This is a genomic window from Pseudoalteromonas neustonica, assembly GCF_001653135.1.
In the GTDB taxonomy this organism is placed as follows: domain Bacteria; phylum Pseudomonadota; class Gammaproteobacteria; order Enterobacterales; family Alteromonadaceae; genus Pseudoalteromonas; species Pseudoalteromonas neustonica.
This window is the reverse complement of the sequence record NZ_BDDS01000024.1, coordinates 37,819-60,217: the sequence shown is the minus strand read 5'-3', so window position 1 is coordinate 60,217 and position 22,399 is coordinate 37,819. Positions and strand designations below refer to the sequence as shown.

Annotated in this window: 13 protein-coding genes; 6 read left to right on the top strand and 7 right to left on the bottom strand. The window is 39.6% G+C overall.

Annotated elements, in window-relative coordinates; translation table 11 throughout:
- The 4 genes from A7967_RS19970 to A7967_RS19955 all read right to left on the bottom strand — a co-directional run.
- Positions 1 to 10,558: SdrD B-like domain-containing protein (locus tag A7967_RS19970; protein WP_157756429.1), on the bottom strand; the 10,558-nt coding region annotated here is incomplete at its 3' end.
- A 480-nt stretch (positions 10,559 to 11,038) separates the two neighbouring features.
- A complete protein-coding gene (locus tag A7967_RS19965; protein ID WP_054452699.1) occupies positions 11,039 to 11,641 on the bottom strand; it encodes a response regulator transcription factor in 603 nt (200 codons plus the stop codon).
- On the bottom strand, positions 11,638 to 12,750 hold the full coding sequence (locus A7967_RS19960; RefSeq protein WP_064436030.1) for a sensor histidine kinase: 1,113 nt from the start codon (positions 12,748 to 12,750) through the stop codon (positions 11,638 to 11,640). The genes A7967_RS19965 and A7967_RS19960 overlap by 4 nt, the downstream gene beginning before the upstream one ends.
- A 252-nt stretch (positions 12,751 to 13,002) precedes the next feature.
- A complete protein-coding gene (locus A7967_RS19955; RefSeq protein WP_054206614.1) occupies positions 13,003 to 13,329 on the bottom strand; it encodes a DMT family transporter in 327 nt (108 codons plus the stop codon).
- Positions 13,330 to 13,453: 124 nt separating this feature from the next.
- On the opposite strand from A7967_RS19955, the gene A7967_RS19950 reads away from it, so the two are divergent.
- The 4 genes from A7967_RS19950 (at position 13,454) to queG (ending at position 17,536) form a co-directional block, all read left to right on the top strand.
- Entirely contained in the window at positions 13,454 to 14,320 is an 867-nt protein-coding gene (locus A7967_RS19950; protein WP_064436029.1) for a DMT family transporter, read from the top strand.
- On the top strand, positions 14,320 to 15,015 hold the full coding sequence (locus A7967_RS19945) for a glycerophosphodiester phosphodiesterase (RefSeq protein WP_064436034.1): 696 nt from the start codon (positions 14,320 to 14,322) through the stop codon (positions 15,013 to 15,015). The genes A7967_RS19950 and A7967_RS19945 overlap by 1 nt, the downstream gene beginning before the upstream one ends.
- Positions 15,016 to 15,116: 101 nt before the next feature.
- Positions 15,117 to 16,334 (top strand): methyl-accepting chemotaxis protein, encoded by a 1,218-nt coding sequence (locus A7967_RS19940; protein ID WP_054206616.1) that lies wholly within the window; start codon positions 15,117 to 15,119, stop codon positions 16,332 to 16,334.
- A gap of 68 nt (positions 16,335 to 16,402) precedes the next feature.
- Positions 16,403 to 17,536, top strand: a complete 1,134-nt coding sequence (gene queG, locus A7967_RS19935; protein ID WP_054206617.1) for a tRNA epoxyqueuosine(34) reductase QueG — start codon at positions 16,403 to 16,405, stop codon at positions 17,534 to 17,536.
- 49 nt (positions 17,537 to 17,585) lie between these two features.
- On the opposite strand, the gene A7967_RS19930 is transcribed toward queG, so the two are convergent.
- The 3 genes from A7967_RS19930 to A7967_RS19920 all read right to left on the bottom strand — a co-directional run bounded on the left by A7967_RS19930 (position 17,586) and on the right by A7967_RS19920 (position 21,358).
- A complete protein-coding gene (locus tag A7967_RS19930; protein WP_054206618.1) occupies positions 17,586 to 18,725 on the bottom strand; it encodes a response regulator in 1,140 nt (379 codons plus the stop codon).
- Positions 18,726 to 18,800: 75 nt separating this feature from the next.
- Positions 18,801 to 20,726, bottom strand: a complete 1,926-nt coding sequence (locus A7967_RS19925) for a hybrid sensor histidine kinase/response regulator (RefSeq protein WP_064436033.1) — start codon at positions 20,724 to 20,726, stop codon at positions 18,801 to 18,803.
- A 143-nt stretch (positions 20,727 to 20,869) separates the two neighbouring features.
- On the bottom strand, positions 20,870 to 21,358 hold the full coding sequence (locus A7967_RS19920) for a GNAT family N-acetyltransferase (RefSeq protein WP_054206619.1): 489 nt from the start codon (positions 21,356 to 21,358) through the stop codon (positions 20,870 to 20,872).
- A gap of 80 nt (positions 21,359 to 21,438) precedes the next feature.
- On the opposite strand from A7967_RS19920, the gene A7967_RS19915 reads away from it, so the two are divergent.
- Together A7967_RS19915 and A7967_RS19910 are read left to right on the top strand one after the other, a co-directional pair.
- Positions 21,439 to 22,014: a glutathione peroxidase gene (locus tag A7967_RS19915; RefSeq protein ID WP_054206620.1), complete on the top strand. Its 576-nt coding sequence runs from the start codon at positions 21,439 to 21,441 to the stop codon at positions 22,012 to 22,014.
- Positions 22,015 to 22,099: 85 nt separating this feature from the next.
- Positions 22,100 to 22,381 (top strand): peptidylprolyl isomerase, encoded by a 282-nt coding sequence (locus A7967_RS19910; RefSeq protein WP_054206621.1) that lies wholly within the window; start codon positions 22,100 to 22,102, stop codon positions 22,379 to 22,381.
- Positions 22,382 to 22,399: the final 18 nt, after the last annotated feature.

Below are 22,399 nucleotides of genomic sequence, written 5' to 3'. Positions count from 1 at the left end.
TGTCTGGGTTTTGCTCAGTAAAGTCAACAAGCTGATTGCTTGCAGAAAGCATAACAGTAACTGTATCTGTTACATCAGAGCCTGCAATTACACCTACATTGTTACGCTCAACACCGTCTTTATAAAGCGCGGGTTGTGTTTGCGCCACGGTGTATCCATTGGCATCTGAGGCAAATAAATTCTCAAACGTGTATTCACCTTGCGCGTTTGTTTGCGTTGTCAGGTTAATGTCAGTCCCGAAGATATTTTTACCCGTTAAGGTAATATCGACATTCGCTAATAACGTGTCGTTATCTGCAATGGTGCCATCTTGGTTTTCATCAAAATACACACGCCCAAACACACTTGCGGTATTAGGGTTTTGCTCAGTAAAGTCAACAAGCTGATTGCTTGCAGAAAGCATAACAGTCACTGTATCTGTTACATCAGAGCCTTCAATAGCACCCGAGCTATTACGCTCAACACCGTCTTTATAAAGCGCAGGTTGCGTCTGCGTTACTGTGTAACCATTGGTATCTGAGGCAAATAAATTCTCAAACGTGTATTCACCTTGCGCGTTTGTTTGCGCTGTTAGGTTAATGTCAGTGCCGAAGATGTCTTTACCTGTTAGGGCAATGTCTACATTAGCTAATAACAGATCGTTATCTGCAATCACACCGTCTTGATTTTCATCGAAGTACACACGGCCTGAAATAGTCGCTGTATCGGGATTTTGCTCTGTGAAGTCAACAAGCTCGTTGCTTGCAGTCAAATTAACAATAACCGTATCTGTTACATCAGAGCCTGCAATTACACCTGCATTGTTACGCTCAACACCGTCTTTATAAAGCGCAGGTTGCGTCTGCGTTACTGTGTACCCATTGGCATCTGAGGCAAATAAATCAGCGAACGTGTATTCACCCTGCTCATTCGTTTGCGTTGTTAACGAGATTGTTGAACCAAAGATATCCTTACCCGTTAAGGTAATATCGACATTCGCTAATAACGTGTCGTTACCTGTAATGGTGCCGTCTTGATTTTCATCGAAGTACACACGGCCTGACACGCTTGCTGTATCTGGGTTTTGCTCTGTGAAGTCAACAAGCTCGTTGCTTGTCGTCAGCACAACAGTCACTGTATCCGTTAGATCAGAGCCTGCAATCACACCTGAGCTATTACGCTCGACACCGTCTTTATAAAGCGCAGGCTGCGTCTGCGTGATGGTATAACCACTGGCGTTTGAAGCAAATAAATTAGCGAACGTGTATTCACCCTGCGCATTCGTTTGCGTCGTTAACGAGATTCTTGAACCGAAGATATTTTTACCCGTTAAGGTAATATCGACATTCGCTAATAACGTGTCGTTACCTGCAATCGTGCCATCTTGGTTTTCATCAAAATACACACGCCCTGAAATAGTCGCTGTATCGGGATTTTGCTCTGTAAAGTCAACAAGCTGGTTGCTTGCAGTCAAATTAACAATAACCGTATCTGTTAAATCAGAGCCTGCAATCACACCTGAGCTATTACGCTCGACACCGTCTTTATAAAGCGCAGGCTGCGTCTGCGTTACTGTGTATCCATTGGCATCTGAGGCAAATAAATCAGCGAACGTGTATTCACCTTGCGCATTTGTTTGCGCGGTAAAGTTAATGTCTGAACCGAAGATATCCTTACCCGTTAAGGTAATATCGACATTCGTTAATAACGTGTCGTTATCAGCAATGGTGCCATCTTGGTTTTCATCAAAATACACACGCCCTGAAATAGTCGCTGTATCGGGATTTTGCTCTGTAAAGTCAACAAGCTGGTTGCTTGCAGTCAAATTAACAATAACCGTATCTGTTAAATCAGAGCCTGCAATCACACCTGAGCTATTACGCTCAACACCATCTTTATAAAACGCGGGTTGTGTTTGCGTGACGATGTAACCATTGGTATCTGAGGCAAATAAATCAGCGAACGTGTATTCACCTTGCGCATTCGTTTGCGTTGTCAGGTTAATGTCTGAACCGAAGATATTTTTACCCGTTAAGGTAATGCCTACATCGGCTAATAATTTGTCGTTATCAGCAATGGTGCCATCTTGGTTTGTATCGAAATACACACGCCCTGAAATAGTCGCTGTATCGGGATTTTGCTCTGTAAAGTCAACTAGCTGATTGCTTGTAGAAAGCGCAACGGTAACCGTATCTGTTAGATCAGAGCCTGCAATCATGCCTGTATTGTTACGCTCAACACCGTCTTTATAAAGCGCAGGTTGCGTTTGCGTGACGTTATAACCGCTGGCATCTGAGGCAAATAAATCAGCGAAAACATATTCACCCTGCTCATTCGTTTGCGTTGTCAGGTTAATGTCAGTCCCGAAGATGTCTTTACCCGTTAAGGTAATGCCTACATCGGCTAATAATTTGTCGTTATCAGCAATGGTGCCATCTTGGTTTGCATCAAAATACACACGCCCTGAAATAGTCGCTGTATCTGGATTTTGCTCTGTGAAGTCAACAAGCTGGTTGTTTGTAGAAAGCGCAACGGTAACCGTATCTGTTACATCAGAGCCTGCAATCATGCCTGCACTATTACGCTCAACACCGTCTTTATAAAGCGCGGGTTGTGTTTGCGCCACGGTGTATCCATTGGCATCTGAGGCAAATAAATCAGCGAACGTGTATTCACCTTGCGCGTTTGTTTGCGCGGTAAAGTTAATGTCTGAACCGAAGATATCCTTACCCGTTAAGGTAATATCGACATTCGTTAATAACGTGTCGTTATCAGCAATCGTGCCATCTTGGTTTTCATCAAAATACACACGCCCTGAAATAGTTGTTGTATCTGGGTTTTGCTCTGTGAAGTCAACAAGCTGATTGTTTGTAGAAAGCGCAACGGTAACCGTATCTGTTAGATCAGAGCCTGCAATCATGCCTGTATTGTTACGCTCAACACCATCTTTATAAAGCGCGGGCTGGGTTTGCGTTACGGTATAACCGTTGGCATCTGAGGCAAATAAATCAGCGAACGTGTATTCACCTTGCGCGCTTGTTTGCGTTGTCAGGTTAATGTCAGTCCCGAAGATATCTTTACCTATTAAGGTAATCGCTACGCCAGCAAGTAACTTATCGTTATCAGCAATGGTGCCATCTTGGTTTGCATCAAAATACACACGCCCTGAAATAGTCGCTGTATCTGGATTTTGCTCTGTAAAGTCAACTAGCTGATTGCTTGTTGAAAGCACAACGGTAACCGTATCCGTTAGATCAGAGCCTGCAATAGCACCCGAGCTATTACGCTCAACACCGTCTTTATAAAGCGCGGGTTGTGTTTGCGTTACGGTGTAACCATTAGTATCTGAGGCAAATAAATCAGCGAACGTGTATTCACCCTGCTCATTCGTTTGTGCGGTAAAGTTAATGTCAGTCCCGAAGATGTCTTTACCTATTAAGGTAATCGCTACGCCAGTAAGTAACTTATCGTTACCGGCAAGTGTACCGTCTTGGTTTTCATCGAAATACACACGCCCTGACACGCTTGCTGTATCTGGGTTTTGCTCTGTGAAGTCAACTAGCTGATTGCTTGTTGAAAGCGCAACGGTAACCGTATCTGTTACATCAGAGCCTGCAATCATGCCTGCATTGTTACGCTCAACACCGTCTTTATAAAGCGCAGGTTGCGTCTGCGTTACTGTGTATCCATTGGCATCTGAGGCAAATAAATCAGCGAACGTGTATTCACCTTGCGCATTTGTTTGCGCGGTAAAGTTAATGTCTGAACCGAAGATATCCTTACCCGTTAAGGTAATATCGACATTCGTTAATAACGTGTCGTTATCTGCAATGGTGCCATCTTGGTTTTCATCAAAATACACACGCCCTGAAATAGTCGCTGTATCGGGATTTTGCTCAGTAAAATCGACTAACTCATTATTGTTAGCCACTAACTGAACTGTGACCGAATCAGTTGTTTCAGAGCCTGCAATAGCACCCGAGCTATTACGCTCGACACCATCTTTATAAAACGCGGGTTGAGTTTGCGTGACGTTATAACCGCTGGCATCTGAGGCAAATAAATCAGCGAAAACATATTCACCCTGCTCATTCGTTTGCGTTGTCAGGTTAATGTCAGTCCCGAAGATATTTTTACCCGTTAAGGTAATATCGACATTCGCTAATAACGTGTCGTTATCTGCAAGTGTGCCGTCTTGGTTTTCATCAAAATACACACGCCCTGAAATAGTCGCTGTATCTGGATTTTGCTCTGTGAAGTCAACTAGCTGGTTGCTTGCAGTCAAATTAACAATAACCGTATCTGTTAAATCAGAGCCTGCTATAGCACCCGAGCTGTTACGCTCTACACCGTCTTTATAAAGCGCAGGTTGCGTCTGCGTTACTGTGTAACCATTGGTATCTGAGGCAAATAAATCAGCGAACGTGTATTCACCTTGCGCGTTTGTTTGCGTTGTCAGGTTAATGTCAGTCCCGAAGATGTCTTTACCTATTAAGGTAATGTCTACATTGGCTAGTAACTTGTCGTTATCAGCAATGGTGCCATCTTGGTTTGCATCAAAATACACACGCCCTGAAATAGTCGCTGTATCTGGGTTTTGCTCAGTAAAATCGACTAACTCATTATTGTTAGCCACTAACTGAACTGTGACCGAATCAGTTGTTTCAGAGCCTGCAATAGCACCCGAGCTATTACGCTCGACACCATCTTTATAAAACGCGGGTTGAGTTTGCGTGACGTTATAACCGCTGGCATCTGAGGCAAATAAATCAGCGAAAACATATTCACCCTGCTCATTCGTTTGCGTTGTCAGGTTAATGTCAGTCCCGAAGATATTTTTACCCGTTAAGGTAATATCGACATTCGCTAATAACGTGTCGTTATCTGCAAGTGTGCCGTCTTGGTTTTCATCAAAATACACACGCCCTGAAATAGTCGCTGTGTCTGGATTTTGCTCTGTGAAGTCAACAAGCTGGTTGTTTGTAGAAAGCGCAACGGTAACCGTATCTGTTACATCAGAGTCTGCAATCATGCCTGCACTATTACGCTCAACACCATCTTTATAAAGCGCGGGTTGAGTTTGCGTGACGTTATAACCGTTGGCATCTGAGGCAAATAAATCAGCGAACGTGTATTCACCTTGCGCATTCGTTTGCGTTGTCAGGTTAATGTCAGTCCCGAAGATGTCTTTACCTATTAAGGTAATGTCTACATTGGCTAGTAACTTGTCATTATCTGTAATGGTGCCGTCTTGGTTTGCATCAAAATACACACGCCCAGACACGCTTGCTGTGTCTGGGTTTTGCTCTGTAAAATCATACGTTTTTGTAGTGCTATCTGTGATAATGATTTTGCTGATCTCATCCGTTGTATCAGAATCTTTGATCGCACCGTCACTATTTCTCTCTACACCATCTTTATACAAAGCAGGATGTACTTGCGTTAATGTGTAACCTGTTACGTCTGATGTAAGTACATTTTCAAAACGATAGTTACCTTGCGCATCTGTGGTGGTGGTTAGGGAAACACTCGCCCCTCTTGCATCTTTACCAGTGAGGTTGATAGCAACGTTTTTCAGCAATTTATCATTGGTATCGATTACACCATTTTGTTCAATATCAAGGTAAACCATTCCTTGAATAATCGCAGAAAGCAGCGTCGGAACCTCAGCAAAGTTTCTTTGTAAAAAACGTTGATTATTATTCAAACGCCCTAGAGTAATCATGTCTGTTGTGCGGCTATTTTCAAGTACCGCACCATCTTCACTTTCTAAGCCATCACTAAAATCAACGGGTTGAACTGGTTGCCTTAACGTGTAGATACCAGCACGTAAGCCATTAAATGAATAAAGACCTTGCTTATTACTTAGCGTGTTTAAAGAAACGTCTAAACCGGCTTCATCTGTACCAACTAATTCAAATTCAACACCTTCAAGACCTACTACCTCTGTAACCTCTTGCACGCCATTGTCATTTAAATCAGACCAAACAAGGCCAGCAACTTCACTCGAACCGATCTCAGCAAATAAGTGATTATCTGAGTTTCCTTGGCCTGAAATAGTAATACCTGCGATAATATCTGACTGCTCACTGTTAACAATCAACACACCTGCACGACTATCTTTACCATCTTTAAAGTTGATCAGTTCGCTTTGATCTACTTGCGACAACTGATAAACACCCGGTTCAAGATCAATGAAAGTAAACTCACCGCTGGCTGTCGTTTTTACTGTTTGAGTACCTATAATAGAGTTATCACTACGTACACCTGAAAGCGCAATAGTAATACCGCTAAGCCCTGCATCAGTTGCAGCTTGTTGAACACCATCGTTATTTAAGTCAAAAAACACTTTACCTGATAACGCTGAATCAACGGCTCTAACTGTCTCTGTATCTTCGTTATTAGTTTTATCAATATCAAAACCTTTTGTCTCAACCCAAGCATGGTTAGTTATTAGCTTAGAAGTCGGAATTTCAACTACTTTCACAGGGATTGTAACTCGCACAGAGTCACCCAAAGCAATTTCATCAACTAGGCATATTACGCGTTGTTTAGATACTGATTCGCCGCTTTTTACAGCGTTATCAACCAAGCACAGGCCATTTTCGACTGTTGGTGTACCGTTAACTTCTACCTCTGTTGGTAAAAAGTCATAAATAACATTTTCAGCACTGTCACCTGGACCCGCATTAAATACATCAATATAAAAATCAAATTCACTACCAAGCGCTACACTCGCTTGAGATGCCGTTTTTGTTAACGCTAAATCAACGGCTACGCGAATTGATGTTTGCTCTCTCTCCTCGTTATTACCCAAGACAGGATCGCGCTCATTTGAATAAATAACTGCGTTTGTTGCACTTACTTCACCTGCTGTACTTGGACGAGATAAGACTTTAAAAAACAAATAACGGGTATATATGTTTTCTGTACTACCATTGGGGTTTTCTTTTAACTCAAGCGGCTCAAGATTATTATTTTCATTTTCTGGGCCATCACATTTTATTGTGTACTTTTGAGTAATAACCGCATTAATACTGTCACAACGTGCTGTTTGCGCCGTACATGATTTATCATTACTGCTGTCACATAAAAATTGGATACGCCTATTCGCACCGGATGGAGTCATGTTAAAGTCATAACGCACACCGCTGGCTACTGACAAATCACCTTTATTATCAAATAAATACTCTAGATCAACCTTATAAACTACAACATTATCAAGTGATACGGGGAAATCACGAGGAGACGGCACCCATGCAATTGGATCTAGCACATCATTATTTTCTATTTTTAAATTTGCATCTCGTGCTTCAACAAGTAGTTCTGCTGTTTGAGTATTGTTAGATGAGTTAAGGTCTTGCGCCATATTATCTGCATAAATGGTGCTAATACTTGGTAATCTCCAATCCTGTCCGCTAATATCACTTTTTGGTATAAAACGTAAAGTCACTGTTTGTACTTCATTACTTGCAAGTACACCTATTTCGCATCGTAACTGTAAGGTAACGTCATTAAAGACACACACATTACGCTGACCCAGGCGCGAAAAATTACTGCTTAAAAACTGTATTTTACGGCTAATATTTGGTTTAAATTGATGCTCTAAGACAACCCCATTGGCTTCACTCGACGCGGGATTATGGATCTCAATAGTCAATAATGATTCATCACCTGTTAAAACTGGATTAGCAGCATAAGTTACTGCGTTAACCGCCACATCAAACCTAGGCTGTAAGGTCGTTGTTACCGCTGATTGGTTATTACTAGGATCTGTATCTGCAAACGAAGACGAGCTTACATTTACCCTGTTTGTAAGCTGATTATTAACCGTTGTAAATGGACGACTTGCTGTTATATCAAGCTCAACAAAATCACCTACTTGAAAAATTTCACCCGATGCCAATACGCATTTAATAGTGGATACCGTTTGCTCATATAAGCCACTATCGCTTCGTGAACAAGTAAATTGACTATTGCGATTACTAGTGATTGTAGTAGGGAAATCTATCGTGGTGGCAATTACACCTTTTCTCGCGATAAAAGTACCCGCAAAAGTATCAGTGATCACTAATGTATTAGCGCCATCGCCAATAATTGTGCTACCAGATAGATGTTCTGCTTTTATTGTATATGTAATTAAACGTTGATCGGCACTGAGTTGAGCTGCTTTTGTTACTTTTAAATCAGCACTTAACACTGAATTAATTGTCGCTGATGCCCGTGCAATACCAGGGAACCCACCCTCATCAATCAATGTTGCATTATTAGTTAACCCCCCTAAACCTACGGCACGAGTCGTTATAACCAACAAAGGTGCAACGCCAGATAGCCCCTCTACTGGATTGGGGGTATATAAACAACTTACCTTACCTCCAGTACCGTCACTCAACGCTTCAGAGAGTGAGCATTGCCAATCTGTACCATATTGATTATTAGCAATAAATTGCTCACCTTGAGGTAACACATCATCAACCCTGATAGTACCTCCCGCTGCTCTTTCGCCATTATTTGCAACGGTGAATTCATTTAATATTTCAGCATTTTGTGTCACTAACTGAGTATTATCTGTTAAGCGAGACTTTTTAACTTTCGTTAAACTTAATCTAACAGGATTACTAGGTTGAAACCCCCATCCTTCATATGTAAATGAATTTGCGTTAGTCAAACCATCATATGTGACTGATGCGGTATTCCTTGGCATTGCTTCACTGAATGGCGTTTTCGCTGGGATTATTACACTTATCGCATCCCTACTTGCCATGCTAGCGCTTTCACAAACAACTTGGGTATTCCCACTTACAGTACAGGACCAGTCTGAGGCGCTCGCACTCCCTCGGTTTACAGTAACAGGTCCAGCAATGGTGTAACCGTTTATTAATGTGTCAGAAATAACTACATTATTAGCCGCACCTAAACCTACATTACTTACGCTAATAATAAAGTTAAAGACTTTGCCCATCTCATTTTTATTATTCCAAGCTAAGTCTGACGTTTTTGTAATTCGAACATCGGCCTCAGAAGATAAAATTGTAAAACTAGCTGAATTAGATATTGGTGAACCTGTATCAAGGGTAAGTGTAGCGGTATTCGTATAAGGACCAGCCTGCTTTGCCTTTGTTTTTAGGGTGATTTTAACTTCTTGATCTTTCTTAAAAGATCCATTTACTGGTAAACACGTTACCGTTGGCGACTTAAAAGTACAGTTGAAGTCACTAGATACAGCACTGACAAAATCAAGGCCTGTTGGTAAGTCATCAGAGATTCGAGTAATTTGTACTTCATCACCATTGTTAATCGCGCTCAGATTAAAAGTGATCTCATCACCGATTTTAAATTGTGTAGCTCTTCCCTCTAGCGTTTTTGAAAAACTAACAAGATTAGTTTGATTACCTTGTTGCGCAGTAAACGTATGTGTAATCGTATTATTATTGGTATTTCTATCTATCGTAGATGATTCAACACTCAAAGTAGACTGATAAGCAGCAGCAATCGATGGAGTCGTTGCTGAAATAGTAAATGGAACGCTCGCATTACTCGCCAACTCACTTGTTGAACTACATCTCATTTCATTTTGGTTATTAAATGCAGAACAATTCCAATTAGGGATTTGTACAGCAGCAATATCTGTCACGCCAGCCGGTAGCCTAATAGTAAATGCAGGGTTAACCGCCTTATTTGGGCCATTATTAACAACGTTTACTCTGTAACTAAAACTATCACTGACAGTTAACCATCGCGATTCGTATCCGTCTTTATGGTATGACACAATTGACCCAGTCAAATCTGCATGCTCACTGACGCTGGTATTGACTGCTCGCTGGTTATTTTCAGGCTTGATTTCTGCGGTCAAACTCTTAACGCTTGATGTAGCAGTTACCGTGCCGCTACCTACTCCTGAAAGTCGAGCATGAATTTCAAGATTTTGGCGTTCATTAGGTTCAAGCTCATCTTTTAAACAGCGAATCGTTTGCGTGCCAGAACACGCCCAACCTTTTTGGGCATTAACAGACTGATTAACCCAACGTGCTGTACTAGGTAAAACATGGGTAAACTCAACCCCTTTAGCTATATCCGGGCCATTATTCTGTATCGTGATTTGGTATTTGTAGTTCTCATCCACATACACAGTGGTAGGTAACGAAACTAAATTTGTTATGGCAACATCTACACCTGCAACAATAGATGTATTTTGCGTTTCGCTGTTATTTAAGAGTTTGCCAGCATCTTCATTACTAGCTTCGATACGAACTTGAGAATCAACGATATTACCGGTCTGCGCTGATGTCTTTATCGTCAAAAGCAAGCTTTTACGTTTATCTGTAATCGATGTGCCATCAATAGTCGCCCAATTACAGATGACTTCTCTAGTCGTCAAAGTATAAGAACATGCAGTAACGTCATTTACGCTAACAAATGTGGTGCTATTGGGTAGAGGGAATATTAATTTAACGTTAGTTGCAACGGTTTGCTCTGCATTTTCAAAGTCAACCTGATACCGTATATCAGCCCCCCTTGGGACTGTGGTATCAATATCTTTAAAAGTAGATATTTGTAAATCCGCAGAATATGCAAACATTGAATTAGCAAATATAAGAAATGCCAACGCCGAGTATATTATTTTTTGTAACGCTATTTTTAATAACACTAAAGCAACCTGTACCCTAAACAACCACAAAGGAAAGGTCGAAGATTGTACACATTAACGGAACTCAAATCCAGTTTAATACAACTTTATACGTAGTTTTCTAATAACGAACTTAGTTTTACTTTGTTTAGATTGATACAAATGAAATTACATAGTCGATTGTGATTACTTAGTGGACTAGTCTAAGGCTGGCAAATATTAATTTAACTATACTAAGAATCGAAAGGAGGGGTATATTTAGTATTTAACCTGAACTCTGGTTAAGATATTTATACCCAAATTACTTCAAGATGCAGAATTCAATATCTATAAAAAACAGTCTGAAACACCTCTAATGGAATAATCCAAAAACAGCCTTACGGTTGGATTTAGATGTAAATTTTATGGAACAAAAAAGCTTTGTAAATAACGTTATAACCAGCCTTTTTGTTTGGCTATACGCGCTGCATCTACTCGGTTTATGGCATTTAATTTAGCAATAGCGTCCGATAAGTAATTACGTACCGTGCCTTCACTTAAATATAATTTTTCGGCGATGTCACTTGTTTTCAACCCGTCTCCAGCAAGTTTTAATGCTTTTCGCTCCTTATCAGATAACGGATCACTGTCTTCAAGTGCATTTAAAGCAAGCTCAGAATCAATTACTTTTTGCCCTGCCATCACTTTTTTTAATGTGGCAATTAAGCTATCACTGGGTGCTTCTTTTAGCACAAATCCTTTAACACCAGCGGCCATAGAGCGGCGAATATACCCAGCGCGAGAAAACGTGGTCATGATCACCACTTTTATTTCAGGGCATTTATCACGTAACTGTTCAGCAAGTTCAATACCTGTCATTATTGGCATTTCAATATCACTGAGTACAATATCTGGTTTCAACTGAGGGATTTCTTGCATTGCAATTTGCCCATTCGCGGCTTGACCTATGACCTCAATGCTTATATCTAAGCTAAGTAATGCAGCGACAGCACCAAGAACCAACCCTTGATCTTCAACTAAATAAACTTTAATCATAACGTCACCTCATACTCTCTAACCAAAGGTAGAATAATATTCAAACTAAAACATTCCCCAGTTTCTATATTAATTAAACCACCAAGCTGTGATGCTCGCTCCTTAATACCATTGAGGCCATTGCCCTTGTTTACTTTTTCACACAGGTCATAATTTACAATATTAATTTCTAACTGCTCCTCGCTTTGCTTTATGTATATAGCACAACGTTTATTTTTACTATGGCGTAGAAGGTTGGTCACCGCTTCTTTGATTATCAAACTAGCAATACCCTCAACTTTAACTGGTAACTTATTTATATCTATATGTAAATCAACATCAAAACCTTGCTCTTTTAAACGCTCCATCAATGTAGCTACCTGATTGCTTATATTTAGTTGCTTTAAATCACTCACCGCACTTCTTACATCACTTAATAATTGCCTTGCAAGCTCAGCAACTTGTTCAATTTCGCTATTTGCTTGGGGATACCGCTGAGCTTGATTGAGCTTACTGGCAAGTTCAGCTTTTAGCGCGATAGAAGATAGTGAATGACCTAAAATATCATGTAAATCTCGGGCAATTCGTTCTCGCTCAGCAATAGCGGCAAGCTGCTCTAGCTGCTTCGCGCTTTCTTGTTCTCGCTGCTTGTAAGTACGCTCTTTTTGCCCTGCAAAACCAAAGGTAAATAACGCGACACTTAAAATAATTGCAACGCCTAGAAAATATTCAGGGCCATGTAAATCAATTATATAGGCACTGCATATAACACCAACAATGACAGATAAACCCGCAGCTAAGCGAGACGTTTTTGTAAAACAAAACCCGGCAATATAAGCTGTAAATCCAAAAAGTGTAGATGTGCCAGATGTAAAAAAACTGGCTCCGACACATGCCGTAAGCATAGCGATAAACAAGGCAGTGACGTTAGTGTTCGCACAATTAATTGCCTTAATATACAAAACTATAAATGCGCAATAAAAAAGCAATGTTGCCGTAATATTCAATACACTTAATTGCTCAAAATTAAAAAATGTGGGTAATAGATAAAAACCTGTAAATAATAGTGGCCCCCAATTCCAAAACTGTTTGATTCTACTTTGCAAAGCCAAGCTTGTATGTGTACTCATAAATGTCCTTTATAATCCCTAAAACCGCACCACATAATATTACTTAACCTGAACTCGGGTTAAGATATTTACTAACGTATTGATTTAATATTATAAAAACTTACTCAACTCTCCAGTCGGAGATTTTCAGGGATAACAAGGCGAATTTACGCGTCAATAGCTGGTCTATTGCAAGTAAATTCAACGTAGTTAGCGTTGAAAATAGCCACTGGAGATAGATTTATTATCCCGAGTTTAGGTTACTTACAGGTTTTATACGGTGTGAATTTTTAACCCAATAATACCTATCAATATTAGCCCTATACATCCTAACTGAATCAACGATATTGACTCCTTTAGCCACAACACACTAACAATACTTACACCCACAGCACCTATTCCAACCCACATTGTATAACTTATGCCTAAGGGCAGTGACTTTAAAGCAAAGGACAAAAACGCAAAGCTTGCCCACATCGCTGCAAATGTAATAATACTGGGCCATAATTTGGTAAAACCGTTTGATTGTTTCATGGCTAAAGCCCAAACAACTTCGAAAAGACCAGCAATAAATAAACTAAACCATGCTGCATTATTCATAGACCCCCCTTGTATACATTACAAAAATCTGACGCTTTAACTATCGCTATTAATACACAGCGAATATAGTGTAAATTGTCATGAAATAACCTGACATTTGTCACTAAAACAAAAAAGGAGTTATATGCAGCCCCAACAACAAAGCTTGATCTATTTACATATTGCGGTTCTATTGTTTGGAGGCACTGCACTCTTTGCTCAACTTATCAACCTTAACGCATTAGACATTACGGTTTACCGCGCTGCGATTGCTGGCGTTGCCATTTTGTTATTATTGCTGTGGCAAAAAAAAGCCATCAAACTAAATGCAACTAAAGATTATGCTATTGCCCTTTTTTTAGGTGTTGCCGTCGGGCTACATTGGGTTACCTATTTTGCAGGAATGCAAATGGCAGGTATCGCGATAGGTATGATTGCATTTTTCACTTACCCAGTGATTACCGTCTTTATTGAACCTTTTTTCAATCAATGCAAACCAAAATTAACCGACCTACTCAGCGCCTGCGTAGTTATTTTTGGTATTTATTTACTTATTCCTGATGCTGATATGGGGGGGGATATAACACAAGGAGTCTTAACAGGTGTTGTATCTGCGTTTTTCTTTGCAATTAGAAATATCATACATAAGCGTTATTTTAGTCAATATGGCGGGCCACAAACCATGTTTTACCAAACATGTGTAGCGAGCATTTTATTGTGTGCTTTTATAGAAGTGCCAGTGATAGAAATACCATCTTATGATTTAGGGTTATTATTAGTAGCTGGGGTAATCTTTACAGCGACCCCACATTCATTATTTGCAGCCAGCCTGCAATACTTATCAGCTTCAACAGCAGGGCTGATCTCGTGCTTGCAGCCTTTATATGGCACATTTTTAGCTTTTCTATTATTACATGAACAACCTTCATTGCTGACCTTGCTCGGCGGAGCTTTAGTGATCAGCGCGGCGTTTTGCGAAACATGGTCTGTTACACGGAAACACACATTATGATAAAAGTTTTTGCCCACCGTGGCGCCAGCGGGAGCTACCCTGAAAATACCAAAAGTGCTATTCAAGCAGCTGTTGAAATAGACGTCGATGGCATTGAAATTGATGTACAAAGTTGTCTTGATGACTATTTGATTATTCACGATACCTGGCTCGATCGAACCACTGACGGCAATGGTAAAGTAAATAAATTAACTCGCGAACAAATACAAAAATTTGATGCCGGTAACGGTCAACAGGTACCTACATTACAACAGGTAATTGATTGGGTTAACAATAAAACGCTACTCAATTTTGAGTTAAAACACACCTTTTCTCTCGATAAATTTGTTGATCTTATTGAAGGTAGTATTGCCGCAAATAAACTGTCTCAAGACAATATATTAGTCTCTTCGTTTGATCATCATCAACTCATGTGGCTTAAACAAAAATTGCCTTGGATAAAAATAGGCGCTCTAACAGCCTCAATCCCTATTAATTACGCTGAATTTGCTCAGCGTTTGGGTGCATCAAGTATTCATATTGATAAAAATTTTATTAATCATACCTTTGTTGCAGATGCCAAGCAGCGAGGGCTGCTTGTTTACGCATATACTGTTGATAAGCAAGAAGATATAGAGCTTATGCTCGAATATGGCGTTGATGGCGTTTTTACTAACTACCCATGTAACACTAAAATGATTTTAAATTCCCTCTAAATTAGAGGTATTATGGACTGCTATTCGTCCTATATTCTTGAATTATAGCCGATTTGAACGATACTGAGTAAAACTCCATGCAACAGCCAAACGGACCATTGATGAGTGGGTATATGCGCATTTATAACTTTCTAGAACAAACTTTCTTTTTTACCTTAACACGTAAGATCATTGGTAACCTTAGTTTTGTCTTTGCTTTCCAAGCTATTACATTACTTTGGCTGTATAAAAGTCTTACTACGCAAGACGCAGATCAAGGAGCATTCTGGCTGCTTACCTGCGTTATTGTTGCCGGATTTACATTCACTATCTTTTATATGCGTTTTTTAATTGTTCGCCCTGTTACGGCCATGCGTGATACGTTAAAGCAAATAAACCGTCAAGATGCCAACTTAACTGAGCAGTTGCCACATTTTACATACGATGAATTTCGCGAAGTCAGTGAGCAATATAATATGTTTACGGCACACTTAAGTGAATTACTCGCAACCACCTACGAAAGCTCACAAGCGAGCGCGCAAAGTAACACGCAAGTAACTAAATCAATGCAACATACCGTACAGTTAAGCGAACAACAGATAGACTTTAGCCAAACAATTACCGCGGCAAGCAATCAGATAACAGATAGCTTACAAAGCATAGTGACAAACACTGACAGTGTTCATCAAGTAAATGCCGAACACTTGAATTTCGTTACCCACTCCGCTCAAGAACTCACTGAGCTTGTTACCCAAGTCAAAGCAATTAGCCATGTATTGGGCAGCTTTTCTAAAACCATTTCAGGATTAAAACAAAACAGCGATAATATTCGTAGCATATTAAAAATGGTCGAAGAGTTTTCAGATCAGACCAATTTACTGGCACTAAATGCCGCCATTGAAGCCGCTCGCGCAGGCGAAGCTGGCCGTGGTTTTGCAGTAGTAGCCGATGAAGTGAGAACTTTGTCTGTTAAAGTCAGTGATGCTACCCGTCAAATCAGCGATTTTATTAATCAAATGGATGCTTTAGTAGGCAAAACAAATAAAGAATCTGAGCAATTGGTTGGTTACTCTCATCATGCTGAAACAACAATAAGTAAAACGTCTCATGGATTTACTGATCGACTCGTTGAATTTGAACACAACCAGCAACAATTGCAGCAAATTGTCAGTGCCGTGCACTCACTGGAGCAAACACAAAACGAAACACACCAGTCAGTTGAGCAAATTGTTGAATTAGGCTCTCAAGCTAAAGCGCAAATTGATGTAGCTTTAGGTGATTGCAAATTATCACAACAACTGAGCGAACAAACTCAACACCAGCTAAAGCGCTTTGTTTAATCTGTCGTGATGTTCTCACACAAATGTGCTAAATTACGCGGCCATTTTACAACCATGACTATACTCACGTGACGAGCCAATCTCCAGATTACAATGAACTTGCACAGCAGATTAAGCTTTGGGGCCAAGAACTTGGTTTTAGCGAGGTCGGCATTACCGATGTAGACCTAAGCAAGCATGAGGCACAACTGCAACGCTGGCTTGACTTGGGTTATCACGGCGATATGGAGTATATGGCTGCCCATGGCATGAAGCGCGCGCGTCCTGCCGAGCTTGTTCCTGGTACACAGCGAGTCATTTCAGTAAAAATGAATTATTTACCTCCCGATGCCAGTTTTGCAAAAAACCTTAAAAATACCGATAAAGCATATATTAGCCGCTATGCACTTGGCCGTGATTATCATAAGTTAATGCGCAACCGCATTAAAAAATTGGGTCAAAAAATAGAGCAGCATATTGGTCAATTTGGTTACCGCCCTTTTGTTGATTCAGCCCCAGTATTGGAGCGCCAACTAGCTGAAAAAGCAGGGTTAGGTTGGCAAGGAAAGCACAGTTTGTTGATCAACAAGGAAGCTGGTTCGTGGTTTTTTTTAGGGGAGCTATTTGTTGATATTCCTTTACCCATAGACAAACCGAATGAGATCGAAGGCTGCGGAAAATGCGTGGCATGTATCACATTATGCCCAACAGGCGCCATTGTAGAGCCGTATGTTGTTGATGCACGTAAATGCATATCGTATTTAACAATTGAGCTACAAGGGCCTATCCCTGAGCAATATCGTCCACTGTTAGGTAATCGTATCTATGGGTGTGATGACTGTCAGCTGGTGTGTCCATGGAATCGCTATGGCCAAATTACCGATGAGGCCGACTTTCATCCTCGCACACAACTTAAAGACCAAGACTTAGTTAGCCTATTTAGCTGGGACGAAGTAACTTTTCTAAAAAACACAGAAGGCAGCCCAATTCGTCGTATTGGGCATGAACGTTGGCGTCGTAATATTGCCGTAGGGTTAGGTAATGCACAGTTTAACCAAGCGATAATCGACATACTCTTAATAACTCGCGAAACGTCCAGTGACTTGGTCAAAGAGCATATTGATTGGGCGCTTACACAACAAAAATCAAAACAAGATAAGCTATTAAGAAAAACAGCACGCCTTATACGTATTGTAGAAAAAGGCCTACCAAGAGATGCCTAAGCCAATATCAAAAAAGCAACGTGACACTCATAAATTAGCCACATTAGATTTAAGTTCTGTTTGTATTATCGAGTAACTGTGCTAAATCCTGCTCTATTTCTTGAAATGCAGCTTTAACATTTTTTACTGAGTCTTCTCGTGCAACTGAGTTCTGAATCGTGCGATCTACTTTTTGATAAATAAAGATCTCTTGATCCTCATCCAACCCCATTGTCGGGATACGCTCTTCAAGCTCTTCTTGCAAGCGTTTAAATACCGCTTCATTACTTAAGCGGTTTTCGTTCAGTAAATCCATTAAACCATGAAATTTACTATGTACCATATCCACAACTTCATTTAATTTGGTTTCTTGTTGCTCTAATTTCTTACGTGTAAGAATCGCTTTTAGTTGTTGCTCAGTAACACTTACTAAAAAGCAAACATGATCTCGAATACGCCCATGCTTATCTTGATCATGATCCGGCATGTTTAATATTAATAAGCTTATAAATTCGTAATTAACTAATATCCTGTGGGAGAACTCATGTAAGCGCCCTTTACTTTTAAGCATATCGAATAGTTCAATAACAATAGGGGAGCAAACACCTCTTAAAGCAAAGTGCTGAGGGTCATCATTTATAAATCTAAATTCAATATTACTCTGTAAGTCAAATGAACTTAAGCAACTAACCAAAGCCTGGGCGAGTATATCAACCTCATTGATCAGCGCAATATTCTCGATATAGTTAACTATCTGGCCCATTTCACTGCTATTAGCCATGGCATTAAAAGCTGTTGAAGTGGCCTCTTCGACTTGTTGTTCTAAGTTTTCTTTATCAATAATTATTTGGTTTAGATTTTTTAACTTTAACCGCAGTTCCTCATGCCCAAAAGGCTTAACTATATAATCTTCAGCCCCGACAGAGTAACCTTCCATTCGCTCCTCTACGGTGCCTCTAGCCGAGACAAACATGACAATTATATGTGCAGTATTCGGATTCTCCTTTAGCTTAGTACATACTTCATAGCCATTCATTTTTGGCATGCTAACATCGAGTAAGATCACTTGAGGGTCATAATCTTCGACCACACTCAAGCACTCTGGGCCGCTGCTTGCCATCTTTAAATCAAAGTCATTTTCCAACAACTCCTCAATAATCTCTAGATTAAATGGCTCATCATCAACAGCCAAAATTCTTGTTAATGGCATAGTGTGTCATCCTTCTCAAAACTGATATTAATAGTTTAGTCGCAAAAAAAACACTTACCAGTAAGTAAAAGTAATTTATTTATTCTGCATCTCAGGAATACTAATATTTAAAGGCAGCGCGATTCGAATTGTTGTTCCATCCTGCTTATTTGAATGAGCAGATATAGTACCTTGATGCAACGACACAAACTCACGGCACAAAGCAAGTCCTAGCCCTGTTCCTCCAGCGCCATGATTCGTCTTACTACTTTGTACAAATTTTGCAAAAACATGCTCCAATTCATCTTCAGGTATGCCTATACCGCTATCCACAACATTAATAATAGCCTGATCATCTTGATTAATTAATGTTACTTCAATACTACTTAGAGGCTCACTAAACTTTAATGCATTGCCTAATATATTTCGCAATAGCTGATTTATTTGTTCTTCGTCACACTGTGCAATTACAGGTGTTTTTTGCGGGTAAAATAAGATTTCAATATCTTTTTCTAAAGCTGTACCTGAGACATCATCGATACTGGTTTTAATAATATTACTCAAATTATGAGGTCGGGGATTAAAGGGAAATTTACCAACATCTAATTTCGATAAATCGAGTAAATTATTTAGTAATGACAACAGCCTTTCACCACTGCGCTCTATACGCGATAAATATTTTTGCAGCTTCTCTTTAGCGAAATCCCCAGAGGTGAGTTTATCTAGTCCAAAGCGCGAAAAACTTAAAATAGAATGCATCGGAGTACGTAATTCATGCGACATATTAGCAAGAAACTCTGATTTACTATGATTGGCTGCTTCTGCGACATTTTTTGCATGTTCTAATTGTGAGGTTCGTGCTCGCACTTCTTGCTCTAGCGTATCTTTAGCTTCAAGTAATAAGTCTTCTTTCTCTTTAAGGTGAGTAACATTTTTAAAGATCACAGCAAGCGCGATTTCACCATGATGATCAATTTCATTGAACGAACCTACTAAAGGAATTTTTCCTCCTTCTTTTTGCGGCAAACTCAAGTCACAACTAAACTGACGATTTTGATTTAAGGTAGCTATTTTAGTTTTAATACTTTTACTTGATGACTCGCCAAGCATTTCAAATAACGAACGGCCTTGAAAGTCTTTTAACTGCATTTTAAATAACTTAGAGCATGCATCGTTCGCTTCTATCACGCTCCCATCACGCTCAAACAACATAATCGCGTCAGGAGTGTGTTTATAAATCACTCGTAATAAACTATCTTTTTCGATCAATGCATCAACAGTGTCTTGCAAACGCTCAACTAATTCAGTGTTATGGCGCTTTAATAGCTCTGTTTGCCATAATTTATGCAGTGATTGAAGTAACACATTTTCATTTATTGGTTTTACAAGTACATCTTCCACCCCACCTCGAATTGCTTCAATCATCGATACTTGATTGGGTTTTGAAGTAAATAATAAACAACGGCATTGAGGTTGAATTAATTTTAAATTAGAGAACACCTCTAGACCGGTTCCATCAAGCAAGCTGAAATCACTTAATAAAATATCAACTTCCTGCTGTTTAATTTTTAAAGCGGCACTGTGTAAACTATCCGCAGTGATCGTTGTAATATGAGCACCAATAAGACTTTTTTCAATTTTAGCTAACCGTTCAGGGTCATGATCAACTAATAAAACAGTGGGCAATAGCAATATGTTGTCGGAACCAAGATCTAAAACACTTTCAAGTAAAGTGCTGATCTCTTTGTTTGCAAAAAAAGGATAAATTACGATCGCATTTGGTACTAAATTATTGAGCTCGCTAAAAGCATTAAGTTGTTCCCCATACTCCGCTTTGGGCGCTAATAATACAACTTTATCTTGATGGAACTCTTTAACCAATGATTGAGCCGTTGCTATAGGTACCCCATGGGCTATCGTGACCAAATCATATTGATTGTAAGCGACCTCTTCACTTAACATCGAGAAATGAATTAATTCTATTTCACAACCTATGAGCTCCAACAATACTTTTACGCGCATTGCTAGCACACTACTACTATCTACGATTAATATTTTGCGCACTGTGCCTAGCACTCCCTTAAAAACGTTAGCGTTTTAAAAGAGTAGTTCAAATTTTTAGCATTAGTAACAAGCTAAAGAACTTTCCTCAAACTTAAATAGCATTAACCTAAATGCTTACCTAAAATGGTCAAGCTATAGTACTTGCTGTCCATGACCGCTACGTTTGGTAATTCTCCCCATTTTTGATAACCAAATTTATTAAATAGCTTTATGCTTGGTATGTTATGGCTAAAAATAAAAGCGAGTAATACTTCAATGTTTAAAAATTTTGCTTGCTGCTGTGCAAAGTGCAATAATTTTTTACCCAACCCCTGCCCTTGCGATAACGACGTTATATAAATGCTAATTTCAACAGTTCCATCATAAGCGGGGCGGCCATAAAACGATTTATAGCTCAGCCAAGCAAGTACTTTTCCGGCTTGCTCATATACATAAAGTGGTCGCTGCTGCGTATGACTTTCAAACCAAGTACGCTTTTGTTCAACACTGACGGTCTCGGTATCCGCGGTGACCATTCTGCTCGCTATGGTTTCATTATAAATTGCGACAATGGCTGGTAAATCATCAATGTTTGCTAAACGTGTCGTCATAATATTTTTTAACTGTTGTTGATCAATTAATAGCATAGTAACGTATGAGCTAAGGAAATCACCAGAGAGGAAATCTAGGTATGTTAAAAAAAATTATGTTATGTGCGATGATATTCAGTAGCAACGTATATGCACAAGTTAAAGCTCCAGCAGCTGTTAATGCGCTAGTAACACAAGATTGTGATGACTTCACAAACGTAAGCTTACGAAAGCTTCGCTCTAAAGACAGCATCAATTTATGTCAATTTAAAAACAAACCTATGCTCATCGTTAATACAGCCAGTAATTGCGGGTTTACTTCACAATTTGAAGGCCTTGAAGCGCTAAACCAAAAGTATAAAGATCAAGGCTTAGTTATTATTGGATTCCCTTCAGATGATTTCTTTCAAGAAGAAGATGACGAAAAAGAAACAGCCAAAGTATGTTTTATAAATTATGGCGTAACTTTTACCATGCTTGCCACCAGCGAAGTACGCGGAAGTGACGCGAACCCAATTTTTAAACATTTAAATGCACAAACAAGCTCACCAAACTGGAACTTTTATAAATACCTTGTTTCTGCAGATCGTAAGCATGTAGAGCGTTTTAACAGTAAAACCAAGCCTAATTCTGACAAGCTAATTAAAGCAGTAGAAAAAGCAATTTCAGATATTTAAATTTATGCTGGTATAATCCGTTGGTAGTAGGCTAGAATACTATCAAAATCGATTAAAAAAACACCAACTTTAAACGGGAGATTTTATGGCAGTGGCAAGTGCACGACACATATTAGTAGATAGCGAAGCTCAGTGCTTAGATTTAAAAAGCAAAATTGAGCAAGGTGAAGATTTTGCAGAATTAGCTAAAGCACATTCAAACTGTCCATCAGGTCAAGATGGCGGTGCATTGGGTGAGTTTGGTCCTGGTATGATGGTACCAGAGTTTGATAAGGTGGTTTTTTCTGCACCTATTAATCAAGTACAAGGCCCTGTACAGACTCAATTTGGTTACCACCTTCTTGAAGTTACTAGCCGTACGGAATAAAGTAACCTGCAAAGTTAA

Bases quoted from the DNA above. Each gene is read 5' to 3' on its own strand.
- A7967_RS19955 (WP_054206614.1), bottom strand. From the start codon at position 13,329: ATGAATAATGCAGCATGGTTTAGTTTATTTATTGCTGGTCTTTTCGAA.
- A7967_RS19965 (WP_054452699.1), bottom strand. From the start codon at position 11,641: ATGATTAAAGTTTATTTAGTTGAAGATCAAGGGTTGGTTCTTGGTGCT.
- A7967_RS19940 (WP_054206616.1), top strand. From the start codon at position 15,117: ATGAGTGGGTATATGCGCATTTATAACTTTCTAGAACAAACTTTCTTT.
- A7967_RS19920 (WP_054206619.1), bottom strand. From the start codon at position 21,358: ATGACGACACGTTTAGCAAACATTGATGATTTACCAGCCATTGTCGCA.
- A7967_RS19930 (WP_054206618.1), bottom strand. From the start codon at position 18,725: ATGCCATTAACAAGAATTTTGGCTGTTGATGATGAGCCATTTAATCTA.
- A7967_RS19915 (WP_054206620.1), top strand. From the start codon at position 21,439: ATGTTAAAAAAAATTATGTTATGTGCGATGATATTCAGTAGCAACGTA.
- A7967_RS19950 (WP_064436029.1), top strand. From the start codon at position 13,454: ATGCAGCCCCAACAACAAAGCTTGATCTATTTACATATTGCGGTTCTA.
- A7967_RS19910 (WP_054206621.1), top strand. From the start codon at position 22,100: ATGGCAGTGGCAAGTGCACGACACATATTAGTAGATAGCGAAGCTCAG.
- A7967_RS19960 (WP_064436030.1), bottom strand. From the start codon at position 12,750: ATGAGTACACATACAAGCTTGGCTTTGCAAAGTAGAATCAAACAGTTT.
- A7967_RS19925 (WP_064436033.1), bottom strand. From the start codon at position 20,726: ATGCGCGTAAAAGTATTGTTGGAGCTCATAGGTTGTGAAATAGAATTA.